The organism is Sphingobium sp. EP60837 (genome assembly GCF_001658005.1).
Classification (GTDB): Bacteria; Pseudomonadota; Alphaproteobacteria; order Sphingomonadales; family Sphingomonadaceae; genus Sphingobium; species Sphingobium tyrosinilyticum.
The window spans coordinates 831,533-849,365 of the sequence record NZ_CP015986.1; the positions used below are offsets into that span (position 1 = coordinate 831,533).

At 62.3% G+C, this 17,833-nt stretch carries 16 protein-coding genes and 1 tRNA gene; 9 read left to right on the forward strand and 8 right to left on the reverse strand.

Annotated elements, in window-relative coordinates:
- The first annotated feature begins 49 nt into the window (after window positions 1-49).
- The 6 genes from EP837_RS03975 to EP837_RS04000 all read left to right on the forward strand — a co-directional run bounded on the left by EP837_RS03975 (window position 50) and on the right by EP837_RS04000 (window position 5,368).
- Complete coding sequence (locus tag EP837_RS03975) at window positions 50-748, forward strand: tetratricopeptide repeat protein (protein WP_066524641.1); 699 nt, start codon at window positions 50-52, stop codon at window positions 746-748.
- A gap of 10 nt (window positions 749-758) precedes the next feature.
- Complete coding sequence (locus EP837_RS03980) at window positions 759-2,108, forward strand: PQQ-like beta-propeller repeat protein (protein ID WP_066528640.1); 1,350 nt, start codon at window positions 759-761, stop codon at window positions 2,106-2,108.
- 116 nt (window positions 2,109-2,224) lie between these two features.
- Window positions 2,225-3,595, forward strand: a complete 1,371-nt coding sequence (der, locus tag EP837_RS03985) for a ribosome biogenesis GTPase Der (RefSeq protein WP_066524642.1) — start codon at window positions 2,225-2,227, stop codon at window positions 3,593-3,595.
- Window positions 3,582-3,791 (forward strand): sulfurtransferase TusA family protein, encoded by a 210-nt coding sequence (locus EP837_RS03990; RefSeq protein ID WP_066524643.1) that lies wholly within the window; start codon window positions 3,582-3,584, stop codon window positions 3,789-3,791. Before der ends, EP837_RS03990 begins: the two co-directional genes overlap by 14 nt.
- A 90-nt stretch (window positions 3,792-3,881) precedes the next feature.
- A complete protein-coding gene (locus EP837_RS03995) occupies window positions 3,882-4,319 on the forward strand; it encodes an Hpt domain-containing protein (RefSeq protein WP_066524644.1) in 438 nt (145 codons plus the stop codon).
- Window positions 4,320-4,375: 56 nt separating this feature from the next.
- The gene (locus EP837_RS04000; RefSeq protein WP_066528642.1) at window positions 4,376-5,368 is read left to right on the forward strand and encodes an LLM class flavin-dependent oxidoreductase; all 993 of its coding nucleotides are present in this window, start codon (window positions 4,376-4,378) and stop codon (window positions 5,366-5,368) included.
- A gap of 3 nt (window positions 5,369-5,371) precedes the next feature.
- Here the strand turns inward: EP837_RS04000 and EP837_RS04005 are convergent, their stop codons facing one another.
- Window positions 5,372-6,439, reverse strand: coding sequence for an acyltransferase family protein (locus tag EP837_RS04005; protein ID WP_066528644.1), 1,068 nt, complete (start codon window positions 6,437-6,439; stop codon window positions 5,372-5,374).
- 247 nt (window positions 6,440-6,686) lie between these two features.
- Between EP837_RS04005 and EP837_RS04010 the strand changes: the two genes are divergently transcribed.
- A complete protein-coding gene (locus EP837_RS04010; protein WP_066524646.1) occupies window positions 6,687-8,345 on the forward strand; it encodes an ATP-binding protein in 1,659 nt (552 codons plus the stop codon).
- Between the two features lie 4 nt (window positions 8,346-8,349).
- Here EP837_RS04010 and EP837_RS04015 read toward each other — a convergent pair whose 3' ends face one another.
- From EP837_RS04015 to EP837_RS04035, 5 genes are all read right to left on the reverse strand, one after another.
- Window positions 8,350-9,804, reverse strand: coding sequence for an MATE family efflux transporter (locus EP837_RS04015; protein ID WP_066524647.1), 1,455 nt, complete (start codon window positions 9,802-9,804; stop codon window positions 8,350-8,352).
- A gap of 33 nt (window positions 9,805-9,837) precedes the next feature.
- Window positions 9,838-12,537 carry a valine--tRNA ligase gene (locus EP837_RS04020; RefSeq protein WP_066524649.1) on the reverse strand — a complete coding sequence of 900 codons (2,700 nt, stop codon included), beginning with the start codon at window positions 12,535-12,537 and terminating at the stop codon, window positions 9,838-9,840.
- Between the two features lie 114 nt (window positions 12,538-12,651).
- Window positions 12,652-13,128, reverse strand: coding sequence for a DUF2497 domain-containing protein (locus EP837_RS04025; RefSeq protein WP_066524650.1), 477 nt, complete (start codon window positions 13,126-13,128; stop codon window positions 12,652-12,654).
- 16 nt (window positions 13,129-13,144) lie between these two features.
- On the reverse strand, window positions 13,145-14,611 hold the full coding sequence (locus EP837_RS04030; RefSeq protein ID WP_066524652.1) for a TolC family outer membrane protein: 1,467 nt from the start codon (window positions 14,609-14,611) through the stop codon (window positions 13,145-13,147).
- 15 nt (window positions 14,612-14,626) lie between these two features.
- On the reverse strand, window positions 14,627-15,259 hold the full coding sequence (locus EP837_RS04035; RefSeq protein ID WP_066524653.1) for a protein-L-isoaspartate O-methyltransferase family protein: 633 nt from the start codon (window positions 15,257-15,259) through the stop codon (window positions 14,627-14,629).
- A 191-nt stretch (window positions 15,260-15,450) separates the two neighbouring features.
- On the opposite strand from EP837_RS04035, the gene EP837_RS04040 reads away from it, so the two are divergent.
- Window positions 15,451-15,524, forward strand: a tRNA-Cys gene (locus EP837_RS04040).
- Window positions 15,525-15,543: 19 nt separating this feature from the next.
- Here EP837_RS04040 and EP837_RS04045 read toward each other — a convergent pair.
- Window positions 15,544-16,335 (reverse strand): sulfite exporter TauE/SafE family protein, encoded by a 792-nt coding sequence (locus EP837_RS04045; RefSeq protein WP_066524655.1) that lies wholly within the window; start codon window positions 16,333-16,335, stop codon window positions 15,544-15,546.
- A gap of 163 nt (window positions 16,336-16,498) precedes the next feature.
- On the opposite strand from EP837_RS04045, the gene EP837_RS04050 reads away from it, so the two are divergent.
- Window positions 16,499-17,173 carry a glutathione S-transferase family protein gene (locus EP837_RS04050; protein WP_082919541.1) on the forward strand — a complete coding sequence of 225 codons (675 nt, stop codon included), beginning with the start codon at window positions 16,499-16,501 and terminating at the stop codon, window positions 17,171-17,173.
- A 190-nt stretch (window positions 17,174-17,363) separates the two neighbouring features.
- Here EP837_RS04050 and ndk read toward each other — a convergent pair whose 3' ends face one another.
- A complete protein-coding gene (ndk, locus tag EP837_RS04055; protein WP_066524658.1) occupies window positions 17,364-17,786 on the reverse strand; it encodes a nucleoside-diphosphate kinase in 423 nt (140 codons plus the stop codon).
- Window positions 17,787-17,833 lie beyond the last annotated feature (47 nt).

Here is a 17,833-nt window from a genome sequence, read left to right on the forward strand (position 1 = left end):
TTGATCGCGCCTTCCGCGAGCTTTTTCTGACGCCTATCTGGAGACCCAAGTGGCCCTGACGCCGCAAAACAGCGAAGCCTTCATGCGCGAGGTCGATGAGGCCGTCCGCCAGGATCAGCTGCTGACCTTCTGGCAGCGCTTCGGCCGCTGGATCGTCGCGGCCGTCGTCATTGGCCTCGTGGCGTTCGCCGGCTGGCTCTACTGGCAGCATCATAGCGCCACCCGATCGCAAGCCGTTTCGGAAGAGATGGACAAGGTGATCGCCACGGCAGTGGGCGGCGGAACGCCCGACGCCAAGCAGCTCGACGCCCTTGCCGACGCCAGCCAGCCCGGCTTCCGCGCCTCGGCCCTTTTGGTGAAGGCTGGGACCGCGGCACGCAAGGGCGACAGCAAGGCTGCCATCGCCGCCTACAAGGCGATGGCGCAGGACAGCTCCCTGGATCAGCCCTATCGCGACCTCGCCCTGATCCGCCAGACGACGCTGGAATTTGAAGCGCTACAGCCCCAGCAGGTGGTCGATCGCTTGAAGCCCCTTGCGGTGGAAGGCGCGCCATGGTTCGGCAGCGCGGGCGAAATGGTCGCGATCGCCTATATGAAAATGCGCAAGCCCGATCTCGCCGGCCCGCTGTTCGCGGCTATGGCGAAGGATGCGAGCGTGCCTCAGTCGATCCGTTCACGCGCGCGACAGATGGCGGGACTATTGGGGATTGATGCGGTCGAAACGCCGGCTGAGCCTGGACAGGGATGAAGATAAGCGCATGGGGATGCACAGCATGACGAAATTTGCGGGCACGCGCCGCGCCCTGACCGTGGCTGCGATGGTCGCCCTCTTGGCGGGCTGCGGCATCATCGGCGGCAAGAAGGGCGGGCCCAAGACACCCGTGGTCGGCAACCGCATGTCAATCCTGACCAACGAACAGGGCGTGGAGGTTGATCCAACCTTGGCTGATGTGCCTGTGTCGCTGCCGGAAGCCTACGCCAATGATCAATGGTCGCAGCCGGGCGGCTCCCCGGCGAAGGCTATGGGCCATCTTGCCCTTGGCGCATCGCCCGCAACCAGCTGGACCACGTCGATCGAGGGCAGCACGCCCAGGGCGCGCCTCGCCTCGTCGCCGGTCGTGGCCAACGGCAAGCTCTATGTCATCGATGCCGGCGCCCATGTCTTGGCATTCGACGCCGCCAGCGGCGCCAAGCTGTGGCAGACCTCGCTCCCGGCCGAGGGTAGCGGCCGCTCCCTGTTCGGCGGCGGTGTCAGCATTGTCGATGACAAACTTTATGCGAGCACAGGCGTCGGCGACGTAGCCGCTCTTAATGCCGCGAACGGCTCGATCCTGTGGAAGAAGCGTCCCGGCGGCCCGCTCCGCGGCGCGCCGACGCTCGCCAACGGTCATGTCTATGTCATGGGCCAGGACAATCAGATTTTCGCTCTGAACCAAACCGATGGCGAAGTGCAATGGACCGATAGCGGAACGCTGCAGGTGACCGGCGTGTTCGGCGTCGCGGCTCCCGCCGCCGCGCAGGGCACTGTGATCGCGGGCTACAGCTCGGGCGAACTGACTGCCTATCGCTATGAAAATGGCCGTACCCTGTGGGGCGACGCCCTTTCCCGCACCAGCATTTCGACGGCAGTCGCCAGCCTCACCGACATCGACGCCAATCCGGTGATCGACCGCGGCCGCGTATTCGCCATAGGTCAGGGCGGCCGCATGGCCTCCTATGAATTGGTAAGTGGCCAGCGCCTGTGGGAAATCAACGTCGCAGGCATTTCGACCCCATGGGTCGCGGGCGAATGGGTGTTTGTCGTCACCAGCGACGCCAAGCTGCTCTGCGTCGCCCGCGCGACCGGCAAGATCCGCTGGATCAGCCAACTGCGCCGCTGGGAAAAGGAAAAGAAGAAGGCCAATGCGATCCGCTGGACCGGCCCTGTGCTGGCGGGGGGACGGCTGATCCTTGTATCCACGCATGGCGATCTGAACTATGTCGATCCGGCGACCGGGGCGGTCCAGAGCACGGTCGATATGGATCGGTCCATGTCGCTGTCGCCCGTCGTCGCCAACAACATGCTCTATATTCTGGCTGATGACGGCCGCCTGACGGCGCTTCGTTAACGCCCATAATGATGTTAGATAAGCGTGCTCCCGCGAAGGCAGGAGCCCAGCTCCGCTGTCTGGACTGGGCTTCTGCCGTCGCGGGAGCAGCGGTATTTTAAAGGAAACGGGCCATAATGCTGCCCACTGTTGCCATTGTCGGACGGCCCAATGTGGGCAAGTCCACCCTTTTCAACCGGCTCGTCGGCAAGAAGCTGGCGCTGGTCGATGACCAGCCCGGCGTCACGCGCGACCGGCGCGAGGGGCAGGCGAACCTGCTCGGCGTCGATTTCACGATCATCGACACTGCGGGCTATGAGGATGAGGATCCTCAGACCCTCCCCGGCCGTATGCGCCTTCAGACGCAGGCGGCGGTTGAAAGCGCTGACGTAGCCCTTTTCCTGATGGACGCCCGCGCGGGCGTCACCCCGCTCGACGAGGAGATCGCCCGCTGGCTGCGCGAAGGCGATCTACCGGTGGTGCTGGTCGCCAACAAGGCGGAAGGCAGGCAGGGCAATGATGGCGTCATGGAGGCATTCAGCCTCGGCCTCGGCGAACCTGTTCCCCTTTCGGCGGAACATGGCCAGGGCATGGCCGATCTGTTCCAGGCTCTCCTTCCCTATGTCGATCGCGAGGAAGAGGAAGTAGAGGAAGCGGAGCCGAGCGAGGCCGACCTGGAGGCCGCGCCGCTCAAGCTCGCCATCGTTGGCCGCCCAAACGCGGGCAAATCGACGCTCATCAACCGCCTGCTTGGCGAGAACCGCCTGCTCACCGGCCCCGAAGCCGGGATCACGCGTGACAGCATCGCGGTCGATTGGAAATGGACGAGTCCGGACGGCGAAGAACGGCCGGTCAGGCTGATCGATACGGCCGGCATGCGCAAGCGCGCCAAGGTGCAGGACAAGCTGGAAAAGCTCGCCGTTTCGGACGGTCTGAACGCTGTGAACTTCGCTGAAGTCGTCGTTCTTCTGCTCGACTCCACACGCGGCCTGGAGGCGCAGGACCTGCGCATCGCGGATAAGGTGATCGAGGAAGGGCGCGCACTCGTCGTCGCGCTCAACAAATGGGACACGGTGGAAAACGGATCGGCCCTTTATCAGGGCATCAAGCAGGCGCTCTCGGACGGACTAGCGCAGATACGCGGCGTTCCCATCATGACCGTCTCGGGCGCCACGGGTAAGGGGCTGGACGACCTGATCCGCGTCGCCTTCGAAACCCGCACCTCCTGGTCGCAGCGCGTGTCCACCGGCATCCTCAATCGCTGGTTCGAACGCGCGCTGGAAGCCAATCCACCCCCTGCTCCCGGCGGCAAGCGGATCAAGCTGCGCTACATTACGCAGAACAAGACACGGCCGCCCACCTTCGTGCTGTTTGGCACTCGCCTCGATGAACTGCCGGAAAGCTATCGCCGCTATCTCGTCAACGGCATTCGCAAGGAACTGGGCTTCGGGGCTGTGCCAGTGCGGCTGACCCTGCGCAGCGCGCGCAATCCTTATGCCACCAAGTGAGCCCCTTCATGTCGATGCCAGAGGCATGAAATGTCCCTGGCCCGCCCTGCGCGCCGCCCGCGCAATGCGCGCGGCCGATGCGGTGACGATCGAAGCCGACGATCCCAACGCCGCTTACGAGCTGGAGGCGCTGACCCAGCAACAAGGCTGGAAGTTCCTAGCGATCGCAACACATCGCTTTGAACTGACGCGATAATCTTGAAGCCCGGTCGTTCCTGACCTGGCGGCTTAACCTGCTGTTTACGCTCGGCTTCTATGGTAAGGCCATAACAAGGAGTGTCGCGGCGTGTCATATCAAGAGGCAGAACTGGTCAATCAGGCCGATCTCGCCAAGTCGAGGTCGGAGCTCGGCAGCGCATTTCTGCGAATTCTCGGCTATTTCCGGGAAGATGGCGACAAGGCTATCAGCGCGATCGAAAAGGCGATCCGCGAACGCAGCGCCGTCGCGCTTGTAACGCCTGCTCATACACTGAAGGGTGAATCGGCGCAGTTCGGCGCTCACCGGCTCAGCAGCATGGCCGAACGGATCGAGATGGTCGCGCGGCGCTGCGTGGAAACACGAGAAGGGCCGGATGAACTGATCGAAATCGTCGTCGGCCTGCGCCCCTGCTTTACCGAGACGATGTCCCTGCTTGATCGGGACTCCAATCCGCTGGTCGCGCGCCGCCCTGCCACTTTCGGCCGCCGTGGTGATGCGCCGCAGGGTTTCGGCCGGGCAATCTAACCCTTTCCGATCATCAAGTATTGAAATAAAACGGATCATCGCCCCATATGCAGGCGATGATCCGTTTTTCCGTTCTGGACCTCGTCCCCGTTGTCGAAGGAGGCAGCGTTAGCGACGCACTGGCCAAAGCAGCGAGCTTCGCCGCGCATGCCGAAAGCCTGGGTTTCCATCGCTATTGGGTGGCGGAGCATCACGGCATGCCTGGCATTGCGTCGGCCGCCACGTCTGTCGTGCTGGCGCATATTGGGCACGCGACATCCACCATTCGGATCGGAGCGGGAGGCATCATGCTGCCCAATCACGCGCCGCTGCTGATTGCCGAGCAGTTTGGCACGCTCGCAGCGCTGTTTCCGGGCCGCGTGGACCTGGGGCTGGGACGGGCACCGGGGTCCGACCAGCGTGTGGCTCAGGCGATGCGGCGGACGCTGTCCGGCGCGCCGGACGAGTTTCCGCGCGATGTTATGGAGCTTCAAGCCTATTTCGCCGGTGACCAGCGCCTCGGCTTTCAAGCGACGCCCGGGGCTGGCGAAACGGTGCCGCTTTGGATTCTGGGATCCAGCCTCTACGGCGCGCAACTCGCGGCGGCGCTGGGGCTGCCCTACGCCTTCGCTTCGCATTTCGCGCCTGGCGCCCTCAACGAAGCGATCGCCATCTACCGCCGCGACTTTCGCCCATCGGCGCAGCTTGAGCGCCCCTATGTCATGGCCGGTTTCAATATATTCGCTGCGGATACGATGGACGAAGCTCGGCTTCTGGCCACATCGATGCAGCAGGCATTCGTGCGTCTGCGGACTGGCCAACCGGGCAAGCTGCAACCGCCGGTCCCAGGCTATCTCGAAAGCCTGCCTCCCGGCGCGCAAGCCATGTTGTCCGATGTTCTGAGCGCCACCAGCATCGGCGATCAGGCCAAGGTGGGGCGCGATATGGCCCGCTTCATCGAACACACCGGCGTGGATGAATTGATCATCGGCGGGCAGATATATGATTTTGAAGCCCGCAAACGCAGCCTTGAAATCGCCATGGCCGCCGCCAAAGCGATAGCTGGTTAGACTTCAGGTCCGCTGCAATCGTCCACCGCTCAGCACCTTGGCCATGCCCGGCCATGCGCGGCTCAGCATCGACCCCAGCAGCAGAACCGCAACCAGCACCAGCAGCGGCTGGATCAACAGATAGGCAGGATAAAGCGGCGAACCTAGCTTGCCGAACAACGCCCCAAGCACTGGACCGCCCAGCCAGATCAAGATGAGGTGCGAACAGAAGAGCAGAAAGGCGAAGGGCTCGATCCGCAGCAGCATGCCGCGGACAGGACTGCCCGCGAGCGCCCATGATAGACGCCAAAAGCAGGCGGCGGCCGCGACTCGAACCGCCAGGTCCAGTACGCCGATTTCTATCGCTGCCCCCTGGGTTGCCTGCAGGGAGAAATGAAGTTGTACCGCCATGAGCAGCAGGAATGGCAGCCCCGCTATAGGCAAGCCCAGCGCCGCCACCCGTTCGGCCAGTCCGATCCGCCGCGCCATCATGCCGATCACGAAGAAGAACAGGATCGCAGGCCGCATCAACACCGGCGGCCCCCAACCCATCAACTGCGCCAGCGCCGCAGCGCCCGCAACGCTCACCAGCAGCCAGGCGGGCGAACGGACGAGCAGCGGCGCTGCGCACATGCATAGGAACAGATCGCGCAGGAACGGCATCTGCACGTTGATGTCAGGATTACGGCTGACGATGAACAGTTCCTGGAACAACCAGTCGAACGACACGGGGACCGGAGCGGAAAGGCCGAGCAGCCACGCCGCGCCGGAAACGAGCAGGATCCCCAGCCCATTCCACAGCACCATCGGCAACAGGATCGTCCGCGCCTTGCGCAGGACATGCGCAAACCAGTTCTGCGTCCGCGATGACCCGCCGACCAGCCATCCCGAAATGACGCCGAGCAGCGGTACGGCGCTGCGCCCGAAAATCTCCATCAAAAGCCAGCGCAAATTTTCTTGTGGCGTGCCGCGGGCGACTTCCAAATCATGGCCATTGAGGCCCGTCCACGCATGAACATACACGACGCCCAAAATGCAGATCACGCGGGCGATAGAGATTGCATCCGATCTGCGCGCTGCATTGGCCGTCATGATATGAGACAAGCGAAAATCCTGATGATGCCGCAATCAACGGGCCGATACGGATGGCAAATGATTCGCGCCAGAGCCGGTGCCGCTGCGCGCGGCGGATAGTGGCTGCGCCGGGGCAAGCAGGTCAAATTGAAAAGAGACCCGCAGTTGGACGCCCTTCCGATAGCCAATTCTTTACCTCTCACAAGCTAAACCCAGGCGAGGCTCCGGCAATATGTGCCGGCGGCAGGGGATTTAAGAGGGGCGTATGAGCCACATGCCAGGAGCAGCTGAATTCACTCAGGCCCATGCTTATGCGCAGCCCGCTCCAGCGGCCGCCATGGGTGCCGTGTTCCAAATCGCCGGTTCCAGCTCAAAGATACTTATCGACGCCGGCTGCATAGCCGCTCTGGCGCACGAAGCCGATCCGTGCATCGCCATGGCGGGGCAAGTGGGCAGCCAAGTCAAGATGCGCGTCGGCAACAGTTGGCTGATCGCCAGCGTACGGTCCATGGCGCTCGATCGACAGGACAGCGGCATGATCGTCGCCGATGTCGATTTCCTCGGCGAAGGCGATGAGGAAAAGCTCACCGGCCGCATCTATCACTTCCGCCGCGGCGTCACCCGCTATCCGGCGCCTGGCACGGAGATATTCCCTGTCTCCAGCGCCGATATGCAGCAAATCTACGCCGCCGACGACAGACCACACGTGCAGATCGGCACGGTGTACCCCACCGCAGACACGCGCGCAGCGCTTTATGTGGACTCCATGTTGGGAAAGCATTTCGCCCTGCTGGGTTCGACAGGTACTGGTAAATCGACCAGCGCCGCACTCATCCTTCACCGCATCTGCAACCTGTCGCCCGAAGGTCACATCGTGATGATCGACCCCCACGGCGAATATGGCGCAGCTTTCGCCCAAAATGGCGCGGTGTTCGACGTCGGCAATCTCGCCCTGCCCTATTGGCTGATGAATTTCGAAGAGCATTGCGAGGTGTTCGTCACCTCCGAAGGGTCCGACCGGACGGTGGATTGCGACATCCTCGCCAAGTGCCTGCTGGCCGCCCGGCAGAAGAATCGGCTGGCGGAGAGCATCGGTCGCCTGACAGTCGATTCGCCTGTCCCCTATCTTCTGTCGGACCTGACCAACATCCTGCAGAATGAGATGGGCAAGCTCGACAAGGGCACCGGTGCACTACCCTATATGCGGCTCAAGACCAAGATCGACGAGATCAAGACTGACCCGCGCTACAGCTTCATGTTCTCTGGCATGCTCGTCGCGGACACGATGCAGGAGTTTCTGGCGAAGATCTTTCGCCTGCCCTCCGGTGGGAAGCCGATCTCCATTATCGATGTGTCCGCCATGCCCTCGGACATCACTTCAGTCGTGGTATCGGTGCTGTCGCGGCTGGTGTTCGACTATGCCATCTGGGCTCGCGACGAGGCACAACGGCCCATCCTGCTCGTCTGCGAGGAAGCGCATCGCTACATTCCCAGCACCACCACAGGCGGCGGCCAGGCCGTGCGCCGCATCCTGGAGCGGATCGCCAAGGAAGGCCGTAAATATGGCGTGTCGCTTGGCCTCATCACCCAGCGCCCGTCCGACCTTGCCGAAGGCGTGCTGTCGCAGTGCGGCACGATCATCTCGATGCGCCTCAACAATGATCGCGACCAAGCCTTCGTAAAGGCGGCAATGCCCGAAGGCGCGCGTGGTTTCCTTGATTCCATCCCTGCGCTGCGAAACCGAGAGGCGATCATCTGCGGCGAAGGTGTCGCGGTGCCGATCCGTGTTGCCCTCGACAATCTCGAAGAAGAACGGCGTCCCGCATCGAGCGACCCCAGCTTCACAGAATTATGGCGTCAATCCGGCGGCGAAGCCGACATTCTCGATCGCACCATCACGCGCTGGCGCAGCCAGGGCCGTTAAGGAGTCATCCCGTGGGCGCCAAACGTCCCGCGGGCTCACTTTCCGCATTGATGCTTTCGCGGCACTCTTCCTCATGGACGGGCACCAGCAGCTTCGCTTTGCGCCAGCCACCCTGCCGATAGACCAGCGCAGCAAGCAGCAAGGATGAGCCGGAGCTGATTGGGAAGCTCAGCCATAGCGCGTCCGCGCCGAGATGCGGGTAGGCCCAATGGTAGAAGGCGAGCCGAACGCCAAAAAGCGTCGTTATCAAGATCAAAAGCGGCTTAACGACCACGCCGTTCGCGCGCATCACGCCGAACAGAATCATAGTGCAGCCAAACAGCATGAAACTCCAGCTAGCCAGCAGTTGCATATGCCAGGCGGCCTGTATCGCCATTTCATTATCGCCGAGAAAAAGCGATAAAATCGGCGCGTGAAACAACAGGATAACGCCGACCATGGTGCCGGTAATCAGCAACAGGTAACCCATGCCGAAGCCGGTGATCCGCCCGATCCGGTCCCAGCGTTCCGCACCGACATTTTGTGCGACCATGGCACTTACCGCGCCGCCCATGGCCATCGAGGGCATTTGCAAATAGGTCCAGATCTGCTGCGCCGCGCCATAGGCAGCGGTGACCAGGAAACCTTCCCGGTTGACTAGCCCAATCATCACCAATCCGGTAGCAGACATGACGATCATCTGCAGGCCCATGGGCAACCCCTTCCCCAATAAGAGGCGGATCTGGGTGGGATCTGGCCACAAATAGGCCAACTCCGGCCCGCGCAGGCGCAGAGGCAGGTCCTTGGCGTAGATGTAGAGAATGACTCCGATCATGCTGATGAAGCCTGCCGCCGCCGTGGCCGCCGCGGATCCGCCGATGCCCATTGCCGGTATGGGTCCAAGGCCGAGGATCAGCACTGGATTGAGGACAAGATCAACGCCGACGCTTACGAACATGAAGATCAGGGGCGTGCGCGCATCACCAGTGCCCCGCAGGCCCATCATGATCATGACGCCGATCAGCGTGGCCGGCATCGCGATGAAGATCACGCGCAAATAGGTGAGCGCCAGCCCGGATGCCTCGGGCGGGGTCGCCAACATGCGCAGCATAGCAGGCGCACCGATCCAGCCTCCCCCCGCCACCACTAGGCCCAGCAGCGTACAAAACCCGACAGCCGAACCAAAAGCTCGCCGCGCCGCGTCCATGTCGCCTCGCCCCGCCGCCTGCGCGATCATGACTGTCGATGCCATGCCGAAGCCGAAGACGATGGAGAACATCAGGAACATGGTGATATTCGCGTTGGCGGTGGCGGCAAGCGCCTGCGCGCCCAGAAAACGGCCGATCCAAATCGCGTTGATCGATCCGTTTAGCGATTGAAGGATGTTGGACGCCAAAGTCGGGATAGCAAAGAGCAGCAGTGTCGATGCGATAGGCCCCTGCGTAAGATCCTTCGCACCGCGCTTTTCAGCCGCCATCATTTCACCCTCCCCTTACGGGGTCACAGTAGCCGATCAGGCGAGCCGGTCCAGCGCCGCCTTCAGCCTTTCCGCCTCAGCGGCTTTTTCCGCATGATCCTCACGCGCCTTCGCCACGGCTTCGGGTTTCGCCTTTTCAACGAAACTCGGATTGGACAGCCGGCCGGACAAGGAGTCGCGCTCCTTCTCCGCACTGGCGAGCGCCTTGGCGAGACGAGCTTGCTCCGCACCGATGTCGATGACGCCCTCCAGCGGCAGGATGAACGTCGCCTCATCGACAACGACCTGCGCCGCTCCACCCTCGACGGCGTCGCCAAAGGACAGGCTTTCAACCCGGCCAAGGCGGGCTAGCGCCGCGCCCTGTCGGTCGATACGGCGGCGGGTCTCCTCGGAAGCATCACGCGCAATGACGCGCAGCTTGGCCCCCGGTGGCACGTTCAGCTCGGTGCGCGCAGTGCGCATCGCGCTGATCAGACGGATGAGCCAATCGATCTCCGCCTGCGCTTGCGCATCGACGGCGTAGAGCGCCTGGGGCCAGCGCGCGACAATCAGCTCGCTCTCCCGCTCGCCGGTGAGATTCCATAACTCCTCGGTAATGAAGGGCATGAAGGGATGCAGCATGACCAATATCTGGTCGAACGCCCAACCCGCAACAGCACGGGTCTCTTCGTCCATCGAGCCCTTGGTCAACTCGATATACCAGTCGCAGAACTGGTCCCAGACGAAGTGGTAGATGGCGTTGGCCGCTGCGTCGAAGCGCAGTTCGGCCATGGCGGTGTCTATCGCCTGCACGGTCGCAACCGTCTCGGCAATGATCCAGCGATTGACCGGCGCTTCGGCATGAGGCGCTTCGTGCGTTGTCGAAGCCGTGACGCCGTTGGATTGCAGGAAGCGCGCCGCGTTCCACAGCTTGGTCGCGAAGTTGCGATAGCCCTCGACCCGCTTCTCATCCATCTTCACGTCGCGGCCCTGGCTTTCCATGGCGCTCATGAAGAAACGCAGCGCGTCGGCGCCGAACTTGTCGATCAGGCCGAGCGGATCGACGACATTGCCCTTGGACTTGGACATTTTCTGCCCGTCCGCGGCGCGTACCAGCCCATGCAGGTAAAGCTTGCGCCACGGCACATCGCTCATGAACTCCAGCCCTTGCATCGCCATGCGCGCGTCCCAGAAGAACAGGATGTCAAAGCCGGAGATCAGCAGATCGTTTGGATAATGACGCTTGAGCGTTTCGGTCTGCTCAGGCCAGCCAAGCGTACCGAAGGGCCAGAGCGCCGAGGAGAACCAGGTGTCGAGCACATCCGGGTCGCGGGTCAGCTTCTTGTTACCGGCGAGGGCCTGCGCCTCCTCCTCGCTTTCAGCGACGTAGGGATTGCCGTCTTCGTCATACCAAGCGGGAATCTGATGCCCCCACCACAGTTGGCGCGACACGCACCAGGGTTGGATATTCTCCATCCAGTTGAAGAAAGTCTTTTCCCACGTCTTGGGCACGATCTCGATCCGCCCGTCGCGCACGGCCTGCATCGGCGCGATGCTCAGCTTTTCGGCATCGACATACCATTGATCGGTCAGCCATGGTTCAATCACCACCCCCGAGCGGTCGCCAAAGGGCGTCTGGATGGTCCGCGGCTCGGCATCGGCCTCGATTTCCTCACCTTCCTTGTTCTTCGTGACATATGGAACAAGCAGGCCCAGCGCCTTCATCTCAGCGACAACCAACTCACGCGCGCCATCGACGCCATCGCGGCAGAAGCGGTGGAGACCCAGGAAACGGTCGGGGATAAGTCCGTCAGCGCTCTGGATAACATTGGCGTCGGCATCGAACATGTTGAGCATGTCGGCCGCCTTGAAGCCCGCCCGTTTGCCCACTTCAAAGTCGTTGAAGTCGTGCCCCGGCGTAATCTTGACCGCACCCGATCCGAGTTCAGGATCAGCATAATCATCCGCGACCACCTTGAACCGGCGGCCGGTAATCGGCTGAAGGATATCCTTGCCGATGACATCCTTGTAGCGGGGATCTTCGGGATGCACGGCGACCGCCATGTCCGCCAGCATGGTCTCCGGCCGAGTGGTCGCAACGACGATATGATCTGCTCCGTTCGCCAGCTTGACGCCATCGGCCAGCGGATAACGGAAATGCCAGAAGCCGCCTTTTACTTCCTTTGTCTCCACCTCCAGGTCCGAGATGGCAGACCGGAAATGCGGGTCCCAATTCACCAAGCGCTTGTCGCGATAGAGCAGCCCCCGTTTGTGCAACTCCACGAAGACCTTCAACACAGCCTTCGAAAAGCCCTCATCCATGGTGAAACGCTCATTGGCCCAATCCATCGAACAGCCAAGACGCCGCAGCTGGCGTGTGATCGCGCCGCCGCTTTCCGCCTTCCATTCCCAGACCTTGGCGACGAAGTCATCGCGCGAAAAATCGGTGCGCTTCTGTCCGACAGCGTTCAACTGCCGTTCCACCACCATCTGGGTCGCGATGCCCGCATGGTCGGTGCCAACCACCCACAGCGCATCCTTGCCGCGCAACCGCTCGTAACGGATCACGATGTCCTGCAGCGTATTGTCGAGGGCATGCCCAATATGCAGGCTGCCCGTCACGTTCGGCGGCGGGTTGACGATCGTGAAGGGCTCAGCGCCGGGCCGCTCGGGCCGGAACAGGCCCTTGCTTTCCCAATGGGCGTACCAGCGGGATTCGATTTCGGCGGGGTCGAAGGTTTTAGGCAATTCGGTCATGGAAAGGCGCCTTAATGCCCCTTCCCTGACCATTCCAGCGCTTTTACCGCTTCATCCAGCGGTCGAACCAAGCGTCAAAGCAAGTCATGACGATCCGTTTCGGCCCGCGCCCGATCAGCGGGCAGTGATCCGGGCGATTTCCTTGGCGACCATATCTTCGACCAGCGCGGGCAGGCGCGCGTCGAGCCACTCCTTGAGCATCGGCTTCAACATCGCGCGGACTAGCCCGTCCAATGTGTTATCCTCGCCATCTTTGGGTGTCACCAGCATGGAAGACAAGGTGGACAGGGAATGACGCGCCGCGACCTCGCTTTCGACCGAAAGAATGGAGTTATCCTCCACCGCCGCTTCGATCCGGGGTGCACGAGACGTCTTATGGGCAGGCATCGGCTCCTCCGCTCCAACCTCGTCAGTCAGTTCCAGCACTTCTTCCACCGCCGGATCGGTGGTTTCTGCTGCCTGCTTGGGCGCAGCGTCGGACTTGCCGCGGCGCGACACAGGCTGCACGGCCTCCTCGCCTTCCTCCGCAATGATGCGCTTGATGGACGAGAGAATGTCCTCCATCGAGGGTTCCTTGCTCATGTCGCCCATGAATGTCCCTGTTAACCTAAGGTTGTTGCCCCAACCCAGCAGGCACATTGGCATTTTGTACAGGCGTGTCAACGGTTCGCGTTGCTTGGGGCTTGGGCGCGGGGTCGAAATCCCAATCGAACCACTTGCCTTTGACCCGGTCGTAATTAACCATGGGGTTATAAAGCGCGCCCGTTTCCAGGCTTAGGTCGTCCGCTTCCGCGTGCCCCATGGCGGCGAGCAGGCTGAAGCCCGCGACATAGGCATTGCGGCGCGCCGAAACCAACTGAACCTTGGCGTTCAGCGCTTCCTGCTCGGCATTCAATATGTCGATGATGGTGCGGCTGCCGACCGAATTTTCGGCGCGCACGCCTTCCAACGATAAATTGGCGGCTTCCACCGCTTTCTGGTTGGATTCGATGCTTTGCAGAGATGCCTGCCAGCTTGCATAGGCGGAGCGGGTCTGAGCGATGATGCCGCGTTCGACCTCGATTTCCTGTTCGATCGCTTGCGATTCCAGCGCCTGGTTCTGGCGCACCTGCGCGCCGGGACGGCCACCCTGATAGAGCGGCAGACGCAGCGTTGCGCCCGCTACCACCTGCTTGTTGGTCTGCGACGGATCGGGATTGCCCGCCTCATGCAGCGATCCCAGATAATGGGTATAGCTGCCCTGCGCGAAACCGGACAGCGTCGGCAGGACGCCTGCCTTCGCGACCCTCACGTCATACCGCGCCGCCTCCCGCAGCTTGCGCGCGGCGATAATGTCGGGATTGTCGGCAAGCGCCACCTGCACAGCCGTTTCTGGGGACGCAGGCAGGCCGGGCAATGGCGGGGGCGGCTGCAGGTCATCGGGCGCAGCGCCAACCAGAGCGATGTAATTTTCCCGGCTGGTGATGAGGTTGGCCCGGGCCGTCTGCAGGTCCGATCGGGCAAGCGCCAGCCGCGACTCGGACTGGGCAACGTCAGTGCGGGTCAGATCGCCCACCTCGAACCGGTCGCTGGACGCCTGAAGGTTGACCTCCAGCGCATTCACATTGCCCATATTGAAGGAGACGATGGCGCTGTCCCGGATAACGTCCATATAGGCCGCGACGACCTGGGAGAAGATCGACGCTTCTGTCCCGCGCAGATTGGCCTGCCCCGCTTCGACGCGGACCTTTGCCGCCTTGACCCCGTTGCGCACCGCGCCGCCCTGATAGATGGGCACGCTGACGTTGGCGGTCCCCGCCAGCGACCGGTCGGGCGCCAGGAAGGAGCGTGCCGGTTTGACGATCAGTTCCTGAAACTCTGCGGTAGTGCCTACGGCGGGACGGCCATCGGCCTTGCGAAGCGGCACATTTTCATCCGTTGCGCGCTGCTGCGCACGCGTACCGGTGAGGGTGGGATTGGATCGATAGGCTTTGGCGAGCGCACCCTGGAGGGTCTCCGCGCTTGCCATGCCAGCGTTAAGGAGCAGCAAAACCGTGGCGGCGGAGTACCGAAGAAACACCTGCTTCGCTGTCATGACCCCCCCGGCCTGTTAAAAAACAAAACGCTCCGGCGCAGAAAAACCGGGCAGCACCACCATCTCCAGATCGGCAAGGCTTGCAAGGCCCAGCACTCCCGAAATTACGCGCCCGCTGCACAGGCGTGTGACGCCGCGCTCCACCAGACCCGTCACGACCCGCGCGCCATCGGCAAGTTGCTGAACGAGCGCGGCGGGCACTTCCTCCACGGCCCCGTCGATGAACAGCAGGTCATATGGCGCGCCTTCAGGAGCGCCCGCGGCGAGCGCACCGCGCACGACTTTGGCAGCGCCGTCCAGAAGCTGCGGCCCGTCTTCGGCCTCCACCGCCGTCACCTTCGCGCCCAGCGCTGTCAGGAGCGCCGCGCTATATCCTGTCGCAGCCCCGATGAGCAGGACGCGATCGCCCTCCTCAACCCGGCCTTCCTTGAGCAAGCGCCCAGTCGCCAAGGGAGGATTAAGCGCGCGGCCGTTCGAAAGCGGAACCGCGCGGTCGATATAGGCCATCGCCCGGCGCTCGGCGGGTACAAAATCTTCCCGCGGCACCTTTGCCATCGCCGCGATTACGCGCTGGTCATCGACATCGCTGGTACGAAGCTGGCTTTCGACCATGGCGGCCCGCATCGATGAAAAATTCTGCTCGGTCACGACACTTCCTCGATTGGCACAACTGTATTGGGAAGGCAACACAGTGCTGACGTTAACGGACCTCTAAATCACGGGGCTTGCAACGCCAAGCGGCTTTCCGCGCCCATGAGCGAGAATCTTGAAGGGGAGCGCCACCCGCGTGCTTGACTTTGAAACAAAAGCCTCACATTTGCGGCGTCCCACATGCGCAAGGCCCGATGGCGGAGTGGTGACGCAGCGGACTGCAAATCCGTATACGCCGGTTCGATTCCGGCTCGGGCCTCCAAGCGCGCCTTTGTCAGCATTCATGCGATCAGGCGCCAGCCGACCACCGCCAGAATAACCGCCAGCAGCGGCTGAAGCACGCGGTCCGATGCGCGCGTCGCAAGCAGTGAGCCGATGATGATGCCCGGAATTGACCCGAGCAGCAGGTTGAGCAGCAGTTCGGAATTGACGTTCCCGATCCACAAATGCCCCAATCCCGCCACCAGAGTTAGCGGGACGGCATGAACGATATCCGTCGCTACCAGCCTCTGCATGCGCATGCGTATGGGATAGAGCGCCAAGAGCAATGTCGCGCCGATCGCCCCAGCACCAACGGAAGTCAGCGTCACCATGCCCCCCAGCAGCGCCCCTGCCGCCACCGTCAGCGCAGGCTGCCAGCGCGTGAAGCTGTCGGCTGTCCCTACGCGCCGCGCCAGCGCCCAGCGGTGGAAACGACCACGGAGCAGCATCGCAACCGCCGTGGCGATCAACACGAACCCAAGGCCCATGGTCACGATGCCGCCCTTGATCTGCTCAACATGCGTCTGCGAAAGAATCAGCAGCATGATCAGGGCGGCAGGCAGGCTGCCAAGGCAAAGCCGCTTCACCACCTCATAGTCAGGCCCGCCGTCAGGGCCGCCATGGCGATGATGGATCGTGCCACCCACGGACTTGGTGATGGCCGCAAACCACAAGTCGGTGCCAACCGCCGTCGCGGGCGCGACGCCGAACAACAGGATGAGGATAGGCGCCATCAATGACCCGCCGCCTACGCCCGTCAGGCCGACCATCAACCCGACGAACAGGCCCGCGATCCCATGCAGCCAATCCATATCATGCCCCCGGCTTCTCGATGCAGGCGACGGCTTACGACCCTGCGCACGGTGCATCCAGCCCTGCCGGAGAGAAATTTTCACCTGCAAAAGAGGCGTATGACCAGATTCGCCGCGCGCGCCGGTCTCGACTTCCCTTCCCGCCCCCGTCTAAAGAGGAGCGATGATGAAGCTGTTCATAGGCAATAAGGCTTATTCGAGTTGGTCGCTGCGCGGTTGGCTCGCTTGCAAGCTGAGCGGTTTGCCGTTCGAGGAAGTCGTGGTTCCGCTCTATGATGAGGTTTGGGAGAAGCGGCGCGAAGGCGATGAGTTCGCGCCGTCCTCGGGTAAGGTGCCGATCCTGTGGGACGGGGACGACACGGTGGTCTGGGACAGCCTGGCGATCATCGAATATCTCAATGAAAAAACGGGTGGCGACAAATTCTGGCCCGCCGACACTGCCGCCCGCGCGATGGCGCGTTCAATGGCGGCGGAAATGCATTCAAGCTTCGCCGCGCTGCGCCGAGAGCACAGCATGAACATCCGTCAGATCTACGCTGCCGTGCCGCCCTCCGAAGCGGTTGCCCAGGATATTGCGCGGATTATGCAGCTCTGGGCGCAGGCGCGCGCACGTTATGGCGGAATCGGCGACTTTCTGTTCGGCGAGTTCAGCGCAGCCGACGTCATGTTCGCGCCGGTCGTGACGCGCTTCATTACCTACCAACTCCCCGTCGCCCGCTTTGCTGACGCCTATATGCAGGCGATCATCGCCCACCCGTGGATGCAGGAATGGATCGGCGGGGCTCAGGCTGAGGAATGGGTGATCGACCGCTTCGAGGCTCCACCGCAAGCGGGGTGAGTTGCTTTAGCTCACTCCCCGTCATTCCAGCGAAAGCTGGAATCTGAGAAGACGCCCGACACAGCCTGAGACCTCAGCTTCCGCTGGAGTGATGAATTGTTGGGAGCGGCGTCTTCTCACCTACAACCGACACAAAAATGGGCCGGAAGGACAATGTCCCGCCGGCCCATTTTATTTTTCTGTCGTTCGATCAGCCGACGATTTCGTCCGACTTGAAGAAATAAGCGATTTCGATCGCCGCATTTTCCTCGCTGTCCGAACCATGGACCGAATTGGCTTCGATCGACTCGGCATATTCCTTGCGGATCGTGCCTTCGTCGGCATTGGCGGGGTTGGTAGCGCCCATGATGTCGCGGTTGCGCTTCACGGCGTCTTCGCCTTCCAGAACCTGGACGACGACAGGGCCCGAAATCATGAAGGCGACCAGGTCAGCGAAGAACGGGCGTTCCTTGTGAACGGCGTAGAAGCCTTCGGCCTGCTCGCGGCTCATGCGGATGCGCTTGGATGCGACGACGCGCAGGCCCGCTTCTTCCAGCTTCTTGGTCACGGCGCCGGTCAGATTGCGGCGCGTGGCGTCGGGCTTGATGATCGAAAAGGTGCGGGTCACAGCCATGAGGCTCAAAAGCTCCGGATTGTTGGAATTGGCGCGCCCTTTAGACC

Excerpts from the sequence above, each read along its gene's own strand:
- EP837_RS04025 (WP_066524650.1), bottom strand. The coding sequence starts at position 13,128 with ATGGGCGACATGAGCAAGGAACCCTCGATGGAGGACATTCTCTCGTCC.
- der (WP_066524642.1), top strand. The coding sequence starts at position 2,225 with ATGCTGCCCACTGTTGCCATTGTCGGACGGCCCAATGTGGGCAAGTCC.
- EP837_RS04020 (WP_066524649.1), bottom strand. The coding sequence starts at position 12,537 with ATGACCGAATTGCCTAAAACCTTCGACCCCGCCGAAATCGAATCCCGC.
- EP837_RS04015 (WP_066524647.1), bottom strand. The coding sequence starts at position 9,804 with ATGATGGCGGCTGAAAAGCGCGGTGCGAAGGATCTTACGCAGGGGCCT.
- ndk (WP_066524658.1), bottom strand. The coding sequence starts at position 17,786 with ATGGCTGTGACCCGCACCTTTTCGATCATCAAGCCCGACGCCACGCGC.
- EP837_RS03980 (WP_066528640.1), top strand. The coding sequence starts at position 759 with ATGGGGATGCACAGCATGACGAAATTTGCGGGCACGCGCCGCGCCCTG.
- EP837_RS04045 (WP_066524655.1), bottom strand. The coding sequence starts at position 16,335 with ATGGATTGGCTGCATGGGATCGCGGGCCTGTTCGTCGGGTTGATGGTC.
- EP837_RS04050 (WP_082919541.1), top strand. The coding sequence starts at position 16,499 with ATGATGAAGCTGTTCATAGGCAATAAGGCTTATTCGAGTTGGTCGCTG.
- EP837_RS04000 (WP_066528642.1), top strand. The coding sequence starts at position 4,376 with ATGATCCGTTTTTCCGTTCTGGACCTCGTCCCCGTTGTCGAAGGAGGC.
- EP837_RS04030 (WP_066524652.1), bottom strand. The coding sequence starts at position 14,611 with ATGACAGCGAAGCAGGTGTTTCTTCGGTACTCCGCCGCCACGGTTTTG.
- EP837_RS04010 (WP_066524646.1), top strand. The coding sequence starts at position 6,687 with ATGAGCCACATGCCAGGAGCAGCTGAATTCACTCAGGCCCATGCTTAT.
- EP837_RS04005 (WP_066528644.1), bottom strand. The coding sequence starts at position 6,439 with ATGACGGCCAATGCAGCGCGCAGATCGGATGCAATCTCTATCGCCCGC.
- EP837_RS03990 (WP_066524643.1), top strand. The coding sequence starts at position 3,582 with ATGCCACCAAGTGAGCCCCTTCATGTCGATGCCAGAGGCATGAAATGT.